This window comes from Rhizobium croatiense, from assembly GCF_019793465.1.
Lineage (GTDB): Bacteria > Pseudomonadota > Alphaproteobacteria > Rhizobiales > Rhizobiaceae > Rhizobium > Rhizobium croatiense.
In genome coordinates, this window is sequence record NZ_JAILYJ010000013.1 from 200,632 (window position 1) to 213,053 (window position 12,422).

The 12,422-nt window shown below is 61.4% G+C and carries 9 protein-coding genes; 4 read left to right on the plus strand and 5 right to left on the minus strand.

The annotated features are described in order from the left end of the window. Positions 1 to 123: 123 nt before the first annotated feature. Positions 124 to 1,317, minus strand: coding sequence for an MFS transporter (locus K6M89_RS21340; protein WP_222140868.1), 1,194 nt, complete (start codon positions 1,315 to 1,317; stop codon positions 124 to 126). A gap of 64 nt (positions 1,318 to 1,381) precedes the next feature. Beyond that, complete coding sequence (locus K6M89_RS21345) at positions 1,382 to 2,158, minus strand: DeoR/GlpR family DNA-binding transcription regulator (RefSeq protein WP_222140869.1); 777 nt, start codon at positions 2,156 to 2,158, stop codon at positions 1,382 to 1,384. 279 nt (positions 2,159 to 2,437) lie between these two features. Here K6M89_RS21345 and K6M89_RS21350 point away from each other — a divergent pair, with 279 nt between their 5' ends. The 3 genes from K6M89_RS21350 (at position 2,438) to K6M89_RS21360 (ending at position 4,862) form a co-directional block, all read left to right on the plus strand. Then, on the plus strand, positions 2,438 to 3,211 hold the full coding sequence (locus tag K6M89_RS21350) for an amino acid ABC transporter substrate-binding protein (RefSeq protein WP_038691934.1): 774 nt from the start codon (positions 2,438 to 2,440) through the stop codon (positions 3,209 to 3,211). Positions 3,212 to 3,423: 212 nt separating this feature from the next. After that, on the plus strand, positions 3,424 to 4,104 hold the full coding sequence (locus K6M89_RS21355) for an amino acid ABC transporter permease (RefSeq protein ID WP_097583229.1): 681 nt from the start codon (positions 3,424 to 3,426) through the stop codon (positions 4,102 to 4,104). Next, positions 4,101 to 4,862, plus strand: coding sequence for an amino acid ABC transporter ATP-binding protein (locus tag K6M89_RS21360; protein WP_096762083.1), 762 nt, complete (start codon positions 4,101 to 4,103; stop codon positions 4,860 to 4,862). The genes K6M89_RS21355 and K6M89_RS21360 overlap by 4 nt, the downstream gene beginning before the upstream one ends. Before the next feature lie 41 nt (positions 4,863 to 4,903). Here K6M89_RS21360 and K6M89_RS21365 read toward each other — a convergent pair whose 3' ends face one another. The 3 genes from K6M89_RS21365 to K6M89_RS21375 form a co-directional block, all read right to left on the minus strand. Then, positions 4,904 to 5,476 (minus strand): NADPH-dependent FMN reductase, encoded by a 573-nt coding sequence (locus tag K6M89_RS21365; RefSeq protein ID WP_097583231.1) that lies wholly within the window; start codon positions 5,474 to 5,476, stop codon positions 4,904 to 4,906. 186 nt (positions 5,477 to 5,662) lie between these two features. Next, entirely contained in the window at positions 5,663 to 9,127 is a 3,465-nt protein-coding gene (gene pyc, locus K6M89_RS21370) for a pyruvate carboxylase (protein ID WP_222140870.1), read from the minus strand. 173 nt (positions 9,128 to 9,300) lie between these two features. Beyond that, a complete protein-coding gene (locus K6M89_RS21375; protein WP_222140871.1) occupies positions 9,301 to 10,050 on the minus strand; it encodes a LuxR family transcriptional regulator in 750 nt (249 codons plus the stop codon). A 384-nt stretch (positions 10,051 to 10,434) separates the two neighbouring features. Between K6M89_RS21375 and K6M89_RS21380 the strand changes: the two genes are divergently transcribed. Next, complete coding sequence (locus tag K6M89_RS21380) at positions 10,435 to 12,198, plus strand: glucan ABC transporter ATP-binding protein/ permease (RefSeq protein ID WP_064683884.1); 1,764 nt, start codon at positions 10,435 to 10,437, stop codon at positions 12,196 to 12,198. The last annotated feature ends 224 nt before the right edge of the window (positions 12,199 to 12,422 follow it).

Here is a 12,422-nt window from a genome sequence, read left to right on the forward strand (position 1 = left end):
GATCTAAAGCGCGGCAAGCGAATCTGAAAAGATTGCGCCGCGCTTTAGAAATGGTGTCTTTCAGGTGGATCATGACCGCTTTCTTGTCAACCGCCCCCTATATCACTTTTGTTTGGAGGCGGCTCAATGGCCGCCTCCGGAAACTCCGTCGGCATAATGGGCCAGCTTCGAAAACGCGAGAACGAACAGCAGCAGCACCGGCAGCGCCATAAAGACCACGGCAAAGCCGATATGTTCAGCAACGAAACCAATCAGCGACGGCGCGACGAGCATGCCGGAATAGCCCATCGTCGTGACGACGGAGATGCCGATGCCGGGTTTGAGGCCGGGAATATTGCCTGCCGCCGAGAAAGCGATCGGCACCATGTTGGAAATGCCGATGCCGCAAAGGGCAAAACCCAGGATGGCGATCTCGGCGTCCGGCGCTAGGCCAGCAAGCAACATGCCGACGATGGCAAAGAGTGTGCAGATGCGTAGTGTCTTGACGCCTCCGAGGCGATCGCGCACCAGATCGCCGGCAAAGCGCATGGTCGCCATGGTCGCCGAAAAGGCTGCGAAACCGAGACCCGAAAGGGCGACCGACGCATTCATTTCCTGCCGGAGGTAAAGCGCGCCCCAATCCAGAACCGCGCCTTCCGGCACCATGGAGAAGAGCGCCATCAAGCCGAGCAGCCACGGCAGCGGTACCATCGGCAGTCTCGTCTTCGCCTTCTTGGCATCGGGATGGGGCGGATCCGCAAGGATCATCGGCCAGGCGACGGCAACGAAGATCGCCGCCAGCACGGTCGCCAGTTGGGCATGGCCGAGAATGCCGAGCTTGGCGATGACAATGCCGCCGAGACCCGAGCCGATCAACCCGCCGAGGCTCCAGAAGGCATGGCAGGACGACATGATGGCGCGGCGCATGGATTTTTCGACAGAGACCGCGTTGGCATTCATCGCCACGTCCATGGCGCCGATGAAGCCGCCGAACAGGAAGAGCGAGATAGCCGCGGTGATCACGTTCGGGGCGAGCGTCAAAGCCAGGAGCAGCGGCAGCACGCAAACGGCGGTTGCCCGAACGACGACACGTGAGCCATGTTTGGCGATCTGCGCGCCGGCGATCGGCATCATGACCAGCGAGCCGACACCGAAGACGATGATCATAAGCCCGAGCTCGAACTTGCTCAGCCCAAGACGCTCGGCAAAATCCGGGATCTTCGGCGCCCAGCAGCCGACGACGAAGCCATTCATGAGAAAGAGCAGGGAAACCGCTGCCCTGTTTCTGGTAATGAAGCTGCTCCTGGCTCCCCGCGGTGCACTCACATGACTGTCCATCTCTCGGTCTTTCCTCGTTGCCGGGTTTGCGCGCCCGGTTTCCCTAAACTCAATGACAGCGGTCTCAGTTCGTTTGCTCGGCGATGACGGTCCTGCAGCCGCGCGCGTGGTAGCCGGCAAGGACGGCTGGGTTAGCATCGTGCTCGACAACCAGGCATTCGCAATGCGCCATCGGCAGGATGCTGTGGGGCGCGGCGGTGCCGAATTTCTCCGAGGTCACGGCCACCAGAACTTTTCTGCTTTTCGACGTGGCAAACCGTTTGAACTCCGCATCCTCGAAGCCGAACGCGGTGATGCCGGCCTCGAGATCGACGCCGCAGGCGCCGAGAATGCAGAGATCCGGCGATATTTGTTCCATATCCCGCAGCGCCTTGGCGCCGAGCGCCCCGCCGGTCTGCCGATCCACCATGCCGCCGATCAGGATGACGTTGACGGCGGGCTTGTCGATCAGCACCGCGGCGATCGCCGGCGCATTGGTCGCAGCCGTCAGTTCGAGTTCGGCCGGCAAGGCGTTGGCAATCGCCAGATTGGTGCTGCCGGCATCGAAGAACACCGTCAAACCGGCCGCGATCTGCTTTGCCGCGGCCCGCGCCAGTGCCTGCTTCCGGTCGGCGGCAAGGCCGATGCGCTGCGTCAGGCTTCCATAGGCCGGCGCGACCGGCAAGGCGCCGCCATAGACCCGCTCGCAGAGCCCCGCCGCCGCCATCTCGCGAAGGTCGCGCCGCACCGTATCTTCGGAGACGCCGAATTCGAGCGCAAGTTCCGCCGCCAGCACGCGGCCGTTCAGCCGCAGCCTCTCGGAAATCACACCTTGGCGCTCTCGCAACAGAAAATCCTGCATGATTCTACCAGATCGAAAGTTGAATGGTGTGAAACGTGCATAAACGCTTACGACCGTGCATGCAACATGCACGGTCACACGTTTTCTGACCTGTTGAAATAAAGCCCTACCAATGAAGGACAAAATGGCCTGGTTCCAGGCAATTCGAGGCCCGGTCGGCCGCTTGAGAAAAATATTTGCACTTGCTGCCTTTATTCGCAGTTTTCTTCGCTTCCGACGCCCTAGTTTTCTGCGAACTATGCCGCATCCGATCACAACCTCCCAAGGATGGATAAAACAATGAACTGGTTGAAAACCGTCGCCGCCGCTGCCCTCATTCAGGCTGCTGCCCTCCTGCCCGCCCATGCCGGCGAAAACCTTGCCGCCATCAAATCGGCCGGCGTCTTCAAGATCGGCACCGAGGGCACCTATGCGCCCTTCACCTATCATGACGAAAGCGGCAAGCTCGTCGGCTTCGACGTCGAGATCGGCGAAGCGATCGCCGCAAAGCTCGGCGTCAAGGCCGAATTCGTCGAAGGCAAGTGGGATGGCCTGATCGCCGGCCTCGACGCCAAGCGGTACGACACCGTCATCAACCAGGTCGGTATCACCGAAGCCCGCAAGCAGAAGTATGATTTCTCCGAACCCTATATCGCTTCCAAGGCGGTGTTGATCGTCCGCGACGGCGACGACAGCATCAAGACCTTCGCGGACCTGAAGGGGAAGAAATCCGCCCAGTCGCTGACCAGCAATTTCGGCAAGCTCGCGACCGAAGCCGGCGCAGAACTCGTCGGCACCGACGGTTTCGACCAATCGATCCAGCTCGTGCTGACCAAGCGCGCCGATGCGACGATCAACGACAGCCTCTCCTTCCTCGATTTCAAGAAGCATAAGCCGGACGCGCCTGTGAAGATTGCCGCAGAGCAGGAAAATGCCGATTACTCCGGCATCATCATCCGCAAGGGCGAGCCGGAACTGCTCGCCGAAATCAACAAGGCGCTCGCCGACATCAAGGCGGACGGTACGTACAAGAAGATCGCCGACAAATATTTCGGCCAGGACGTATCGAAGTAAGCTCGGGGGAAAAAGTCCCCTCCCCAACCCCTCTCCACAAGGGGGAGGGGCAAACTCGCAGCATCCGCTTGCAGAAAACTGCAGCCTTCCTGCGGATGAAACGATGAAGTGGAAAGCGTCGGGAGCGGCATCCAAGCCCCTCCCCCTTGTGGGGAGGGGTTGGGGAGGGGTATTCGAGATATCACCATCCAACCGACGAGAGGGAACCTTCCTTGCAGCACTGGCTCCAATTGATGGCGGAATCGCTCCCCTCGCTCCTCTGGGCGGGGCTGATCTTCACCATCCCCCTCACGCTGCTGTCCTTCAGCTTCGGCCTGATCCTCGGCCTGATCACCGCGATCGCCCGTCTCTTCGGTCCCGCACCGGTCGCGATCGTCGCCCGTTTCTATGTCTGGGTCATCCGCGGCACACCGCTGCTCGTGCAGCTCTTCGTTATCTTCTACGGCCTGCCGAGCATCGGCATCCTGCTCGATGCCTTTCCCGCCGCCCTCATCGGCTTTACCCTGAATATCGGCGCTTACAGCTCCGAGATCATCCGCGCCGTCATCTCCTCCGTGCCCAAGGGCCAGTGGGAAGCGGCCTATTCGATCGGCATGAGCTGGCGTCAGGCGATGAGCCGCACCATCCTGCCGCAGGCCGGCCGCGTCGCCGTGCCACCACTGTCGAATACCTTCATCTCGCTGGTGAAGGACACGTCGCTTGCCGCCGCCATCACCGTGCCGGAGCTCTTCCAGGCCGCGCAGCGCATCGTCGCCACCACCTATGAGCCGCTGATTCTCTATATCGAGGCGGCGCTGATCTATCTTGTCCTGAGCTCCATCCTCTCGCAGCTGCAGGTGCGGCTGGAACGCCGCTTCGCGCGTTATGGCGGTATGCTGGAGGCAAATGCATGATCGAGCTTTCCAACATCGAAAAGCGCTTCGGCGACGCCATCATCCTGAAGGATATCAGCATTCGCATCCCCGAGGGCAGCGTCACCGCGCTGGTCGGACCCTCAGGCGGCGGCAAAAGCACGCTGCTGCGCTGTATCAACCTGCTCGAAATCCCAACATCAGGTGCAATCCGCCTCGGCGAGGCAGAGCTTTCCTTCGCGCCCGGCAAACGCGTCGGCTGGCAGGCGATTCAGAAAATCCGCCGCCAGACCGGCATGGTCTTCCAGAACTTCCAGCTCTTCCCGCATCAAACCGCTATTGAAAATGTCATGGAAGGTTTGGTCACGGTGCTGAAATGGCCGAAGGAGAAAGCCCGCGAACGCGCCACGGAACTCTTGACCAAGGTGGGAATGGCGCACAAGGCCGATGCCTGGCCCTCGACATTATCGGGCGGCCAGCAACAGCGCGTGGCGATCGCCCGGGCGCTGGCGCCGTCGCCGCGCGTGCTTCTTTGTGACGAGCCGACCTCGGCGCTCGATCCGGAACTCTCGGCGGAAGTGGTCGATGTGCTGGGCCAGCTGGCCCGGGAAGGCACGACCATGGTGATGGCGACCCATGATCTGCGCCTCGCCTCCAAGATCGCCAATGACGTCGTCTTCCTGGAAGCCGGCAGTGTGGTGGAAACGGGCAGCGCCAGAGCGATCTTCACCGCGCCGGAGCGCGAACGCACCAAGCGATTCATCTCGACGATCAACGCGGCGCATACCTACGATATTTAAACGGTGCCGGGCTTATCGCCCCGGCACCGCCGGCATTTCGATCAAGCAGCCGTGACGACGGCGCGCGCGGCCTTCAAGGCGTTGCCCCACCAGGTCAGCTGGTCGAGCATGTTCTTGGCGGCTTCGTTGAGATGGGCGTAGTCCCCAAGCTGCTTGCCCTCCTTGAGAACGGCAAGATATTCGCTGAAGGCAATGTGAACACCGGTCTTGACCGAAGCTGCGCTCATTTCGACGAAGATCAGGCGAAGCTGCTCGACGGCCCGCGCCCCGCCAACGCCGCCATAGCCGACGAAGCCGACCGGCTTCTGGATGAACTCGCCGAGATCGATGGCATTTTTCAGAACCGCCGTCGGCGCATGATTGTACTCGGCGACGGTGAAAATGAAGCCGTCGAATTCGCGCAGCTTCTTCTTCCAGCGCTCGGCGGCTTCGCTTTCCGCCGTCGTTGCGCGCTCTTCGCCGAAGAAATGCATGGGATAATCGAGGAGATCGAGAACTTCACATTCGAGATCGGAGCGCTGGCCGACGAGCCCGGCGATCCACTTGGCCGGATGTTCGGCGAAACGGCCAATACGCGTGCTGCCGACGATGACGGCAATCTTCAACTTGTTCATGGAGAGGATTTCCTGGTTGGTCTTGGGGCGGATAATACGACCTCAAGTCTATGAGAAAGCCTCCTCGCCGGGCAAGGCGAGGAGGCCGTAAACGCTTCGAAAAATCAGCTTTCCGACAGCCCGATCACACACAATCGGGTGATTGGCCGAAGCGGCCGGCAAACTGAACAAGCCTCTCGGCAAGGCTTAACCGGCATAGACGACAAGCAGGTCCTTGGCATCGATCTGGTCGCCGGCCTTGACGAGGATTTCTGCAATGGTTCCATCCTTTTCCGCATGGATCGCCGTTTCCATCTTCATCGCCTCGATGGAGACGAGCACGTCACCGGCGCTGACGGCCTGGCCGGATGAGGCGAAGACGCGGCTGATGACGCCGGGCATCGGGGCACCGACATGGGCGCCATTGCCGGGTTCGGCCTTGCGGCGCACGGCCGCACCCGTCGCCCCATGCGCCCGGTCCGGCACCTTGATGCGGCGCGGCTGACCGTTGAGCTCGAAGAAGACCGTGACCATGCCCTGGCTGTCGGTGGCGCTCATCGCCTGATTGACGATGACGAGCGTCTTGCCCTTTTCGATATCGGCAAACAGCTCGTCGCCATCGGCCAGCCCGTAGAAATAAGACGGCGTGGGCAGCACCGAGACCGGGCCATAGGTATCGGAGGCGAGCGCAAAGTCGATAAACACCTTCGGATACATCAGGTAGGAGGCGAACTCGAAATCGCTGACCTGGCGCTCCAGCTTGGTCTCGATGACCTTGCGCTCGGCATCGAGATCGGCTTCCTTCAGCAGCGAGCCAGGACGCACCGTATAGGGCTTTTCGCCCTTCAGCGCCTTCTTCTGCAGCGCTGCCGGCCATCCCGACGGCGGCTGGCCGAGATCGCCCTTCAGCATCGAGACCACCGATTCCGGGAAGGAGACTTCGCGCTCGGGGCTGACGACGTCGGCGACCGTCAGGTCCTGGCTGACCATCATCAGCGCCATGTCGCCCACGACCTTGGAGGAGGGCGTCACCTTGACGATATCGCCGAACATCTGGTTGGCGTCGGCATAGGCCTGCGCCACCTGGTGCCAGCGGGTTTCCAGCCCCAGCGAGCGGGCCTGCTCCTTGAGGTTGGTAAACTGGCCGCCCGGCATTTCATGCAGATAGACTTCCGAAGCCGGCCCCTTGAGGTCGCTTTCGAAGGCGGCATACTGGTTGCGCACCGCTTCCCAATAGAAGGAGATGCGGCGGATCCATTCCGGATCGAGGCCGGGATCGCGCTCGGAGCCGGAAAGCGCCTCGACGATCGAGCCGAGACAGGGCTGCGAGGTGTTGCCGGAGAGCGCATCCATCGCCGCATCAACGGCATCGACACCGGCTTCGACGGCGGCAAGAACAGTCGCGGCCGCAATGCCCGACGTGTCGTGCGTGTGGAAGTGGATGGGCAGGCCGGTCGCCTCGCGCAGCGCCTTAAACAGCACCTTCGCCGCGGCCGGCTTCAAGAGACCCGCCATATCCTTGACTGCGATGATATGGGCGCCGGCCTTTTCGAGTTCGACGGCAAGGTCGGTATAGTATTTCAGGTCGTATTTCGGGCGGGCGGAATTCAGGATATCGCCGGTGTAGCAGATCGCCGCCTCGCAGAGTTTGTTCTCCTCGGCGATCGCATCCATCGATACCCGCATATTCTCGACCCAGTTCAGGCAGTCGAAGACGCGGAAGAGGTCGATGCCGCCCCGGGCCGCCTGGCGGACGAAATATTTGACGACATTGTCGGGATAGTTGGTGTAGCCGACGCCATTGGCGCCGCGCAGCAGCATCTGCAGGAGCAGGTTCGGCGCGCCCTCGCGGATCAGCGCCAGCCGCTCCCACGGATCTTCAGTGAGGAAGCGCATCGAGACGTCGAAGGTCGCGCCGCCCCAGCATTCGAGCGACAAGAGGTTCGGCAGCGCATGCGCATAGGTGCCGGCGATGCGGGCGATGTCATAGGTGCGCATGCGGGTGGCGAGCAGCGACTGGTGGCCGTCGCGCATCGTCGTATCGGTCAGAAGCACGCGCTTCTCGTTGCGCATCCATTCGCCGAACTTCTTCGGGCCGAGCGTGTCGAGCAGCTGCTTGGTGCCGTCCTTGACACCGTTGCCGTTGGCATAGGGCACCACCGGCTTGGCGGCGTTCACAAGCGGCTTCGGCCGGTCCTTGGCCTCGGGATGGCCGTTGACGGTGACGTCGGCGAGATAGGTCAAGAGCTTCGTCGCGCGATCCTGGCGCTTGACCTGCTGGAAGAGCTCCGGCGTCGTGTCGATGAAGCGGGTGGTATAGCTGTTGTCGCGGAACTTCGGGTGGCCGATGATCGCTTCGAGGAAGGTCAGGTTGGTGGCGACACCGCGGATGCGGAATTCGCGCAGCGCCCGGTCCATGCGGCTGATCGCTTCGGAAGGGTTCGGCGCCCAGGCCGTCACCTTGACGAGCAGCGGATCGTAATAGCGGGTGATGATGGCGCCGGAATAGGAGGTGCCGCCGTCAAGGCGGATGCCGAAGCCGGAAGCGGAGCGATAGGCGGTGATGCGGCCATAATCCGGAATGAAGTTGTGCTCCGGATCTTCGGTGGTGATGCGGCACTGCAGCGCGTGGCCGTTGAGACGGATGTCGGCCTGGGCGGGAACGCCCGATTCCGGGGTGCCGATCGCAGCCCCGTCAAGGATATGGATCTGCGCCTTGACGATATCGATGCCGGTGACCACTTCGGTCACCGTATGCTCGACCTGGATACGCGGATTGACCTCGATGAAATAGAATTTGCCAGTATCGGCATCCATCAGATATTCGACGGTGCCGGCGCCGATATAATTGGTCGCCGCTGCGATCTTCAACGAATAGGCGGCGAGCTCCTGGCGCTGCGCCTCGGAAAGATAGGGTGCCGGTGCACGCTCGACGACCTTCTGGTTGCGGCGCTGGATCGAGCAGTCGCGCTCGAAGAGATGCACGACATTGCCATGCGTATCGCCGAGGACCTGGCTCTCGACATGGCGGGCGCGCTCGACCAGCTTTTCCAGATAGACCTCGTCCTTGCCGAAGGCCGCCATCGCCTCGCGCTTGGCCTCCGTCACTTCGCGGGCGAGATCCTTCGGATCGCGGATCGCGCGCATGCCGCGCCCGCCGCCGCCCCAGGAAGCCTTCAGCATGACGGGATAACCGATCTCTTCGGCCATCCTCGCCACTTCGGCCATATCGTCCGGCAACGGTTCGGTTGCCGGCACGACGGGCACGCCGACCGAGATCGCCAGATTGCGCGCCGCAACCTTGTTGCCGAGCTGGCGCATCGTATCGGCCTTCGGGCCGATGAAGATGATGCCGGCCTTGTTGCAGGCATCGACGAATTCCGGGCTTTCCGACAAGAGACCGTAACCGGGGTGAATGGCGTCGGCGCCTGAAAGCTTGGCGACCCGGATCACCTCGTCGATCGACAGATAGCTTTCGATCGGCCCGAGATCGCGGGGAAGATGCGGACCGCGCCCGACTTGATAGCTCTCATCCGCCTTAAAGCGATGCAGCGCCAGCTTGTCCTCTTCTGCCCAGATCGCCACGGTTTTTATTCCAAGCTCGTTGGCCGCGCGGAACACGCGGATGGCTATTTCAGAGCGATTGGCAACGAGTATCTTGGAAATGGGCAAAACGGTCTCCTCCGTCGTTCAGACGCGGGCATGCTGCACCCGCGAAGAAAATTCTTAACTTCTTGTCAGAAGAAGTTCAATTTCTCTTGCGACTGCGAAATGCAATTTCTCGCCATGCGAAGACAGTCGACTGGCAGTTTGCAGCGATTTGGACGAAATGGATAAGGAAAAGCTCAGCTTATCAGGCCATGGCGGAAGGCAAGCGCCACCGCCTGCTGCCTGTTCTTCGCCTTCAGCTTGTTCTGCAGGCCGTTCATATACCAATCGACGGTGTGGTTCGAGATCTTCAGCATCTTGCTGATCTCCATCGACGTCATGCCGTCGGCGAGATAGTGCAGGATTTCCATCTCGCGCCGCGTCAGCGGCGTCTCGGCCGGCAGCACCGTCTCCAGCGCCTCGGCCTCGCCTGTCAGCTCGAGCAAACGCCAGAAAGTCTTGCGCGCCACGGCCTCGAGCAAGGCGATCTCTACCGGCGACAATTCGATCGGTCTGCCGCCGAGACTGAGGCTGCCCAGAATGCCGTTGCGCCCGTGGATCGGAAAGAGATAGCCGTCCTCCAATCCGTGGCCGAAGGCATCGACCATCATCTGCTCCATGCGGCGCCGATGCGCGTCGCCGTTGAACGCCGCCATACTCTCCCGCCAGCGGAACGGCCGTTGTGCATGGGTGAGATAGCGCACCATCGGATCGATCCGGACATATTTTTTCGCGGCATATATCTGCAGCCATTGTTCCGGCCAGCGGCCGGCGAGCGGCGCGGCCCGCAGTTCCTGCTGCGCCGGACTTTGCTGCAAATGGCGCAGCAGACCGTAATACTCGAAGCCGGAAAGGTGGAGGACCTGCTCGAGCTCGGCGACGACGGCATCCGGATCGGAGCATTCTTCCAAAATGACAAGCAATTGAACTAACGAATTAATATTCACAAAAACGCCCTTTGTCCGGACCCCCAAGTCCGCATCGAGGCCGTTGGCGGCATTCTCACCTTGGTCGCGGAACGGTCTTCTTCAAAAAATGCAGTCTCTATTTAATGCTGTGCTAAACATTTATTAAAATGCAAGCGCAAATTGTTACGGCATATAAGGTGCCCGCAATTCCCGCGCCAGACCCTGACAACGAAAAATGTGAGTGCTCGTCACCCGATCCACTGCTCTATGCTGTTGATGCCGCTTCGGATTAGCCGCAAGCCGCGTCGGCCCAGGTTGATTAACCCTCGGATGAACTCTGAATACTCCGTTAATCGCCGGTTCAGGTAGCCTTTCGTAGCATCGCGCCATTCCCGTTTTTCGCAGATGCACAAGAGGTTAGACGTGTCGCTATTCAAGGTCTATGCAAGAGCTCTGCGCTATCTTGGCGCCTACAAGCTCCGCGTATCCCTGGTCGTTATCGCCAATATTGTTCTGGCGACCATCACCATTGCGGAACCAATCCTGTTCGGTCGCATCATCGATGCGATCTCGGGCAAGGGCGAAGTCAAGCCCATCCTGTTCATGTGGGCGGGCTTCGCCGTGTTCAACACCATCGCCTTTGTCCTGGTGTCGCGCGAAGCCGACCGGCTTGCCCATGGGCGGCGGGCCACGTTGCTGACAGAGGCTTTCGGCCGGATCATATCCATGCCGCTCGCCTGGCACCACCAGCGCGGCACCTCCAACGCGCTGCATACGCTGCTGCGCGCCTGCGAGACGCTGTTCGGCCTCTGGCTGGAATTCATGCGCAACCATCTGTCGACGGTCATCGCGCTTGCCCTGCTGGTGCCGACTGCAATATCGATGGACCTGCGGCTGTCGGCCGTCCTCATCGTGCTCGGCATTGCCTACTGGCTGATCGGTCGTGTGGTCATGAGCCGCACCAAGGATGGCCAGGCTTCGGTCGAGAACCACTACCATACCGTCTTCTCGCATGTCAGCGACTCGATCAGCAACGTGTCCGTTCTGCATAGCTACAACCGCATCGAGGCCGAAACCAAGGCGTTGAAATCCTTCGCCGACCGGCTACTCGAAGCCCAGTATCCGGTGCTCGACTGGTGGGCGATCGCCAGTGCGCTGAACCGCATGGCCTCGACCATCGCGATGATGGTTGTTCTGATCATCGGCACGATGCTCGTTCAGTCCGGCCAGCTGCGCGTCGGTGACGTCATTGCCTTCATCGGCTTTGCCAACCTGCTGATTGCCCGCCTCGACCTGATGCGTCAATTCGCCACGCAGATCTTCGAAGCCCGTTCCAAGCTGCAGGACTTCTACACGCTCGAAGATTCGGTGCGTGAACGCGAAGAGCCGGCCGGCAACGGCGAGATCAAGAGCGTCAAGGGTGCGGTCGAATTCCGCGACGTCTCCTTCGGCTTCGGCAACAGCTCGCAGGGTCTGCACAATGTCTCCTTCTCGGTGAAGGCCGGCCAGACGGTTGCCATCGTCGGCCCGACCGGCGCCGGCAAGACGACGTTGGTCAACCTGCTGCAGCGCGTTTACGACCCGCAGGGTGGCCAGATCCTCGTCGACGGCACCGATATCACCAAGGTAACCCGCAAGTCGCTGCGTCGCCATATCGCCACCGTCTTCCAGGATGCCGGCCTGCTGAACCGTTCGATCAGCGACAATATCCGCCTCGGCCGCGAGGGTGCCAGCGAAGAGGAAATGCGCCGTGCGGCCGAAGCCGCTGCCGCCGCCGACTTCATCGAAACCCGCAAGGACCGTTACGATACGCATGTCGGCGAACGCGGCAACAAGCTCTCCGGCGGCGAGCGCCAGCGCATCGCGATCGCCCGCGCCATCCTCAAGGACGCGCCGATCCTGGTGCTCGACGAGGCGACCTCGGCGCTCGATGTCGAGACCGAAGCCCGCGTCAAGGCCGCGATCGACAACCTGCGTGAGAACCGCACCACCTTCATCATCGCCCACCGTCTGTCGACGGTCCGCGAAGCCGATATGGTGCTCTTCCTGGACAACGGCCGCGTCGCCGAGCAGGGCAGCTTCGACGAGCTCAGCCACAGTAACGGCCGCTTCGCCGCCCTGCTGCGCGCCAGCGGTATCCTGACGGACGACGAAGTCCGCAAGGCCCACGCCACCGAAGCCGCCTGATCGGTCGGGTTTCAAAACAAAGGCCGGAAGGGTAACGCCTTCCGGCCTTTTTGTTTGGCGGGACCTACGACACACAATAACCGTGTACCATGAGCCACCCCCTTGTAACTTGACGCCGTCCGCCGGCAGCCTAGCTAGCGCTTGCGGTGACGGAGCTGAGCCCGCAACCCCCTCGGGTTTGAAAGCCCGTGGCAGAGCAAGGGATGGCTCCGTCGTTCCATCGA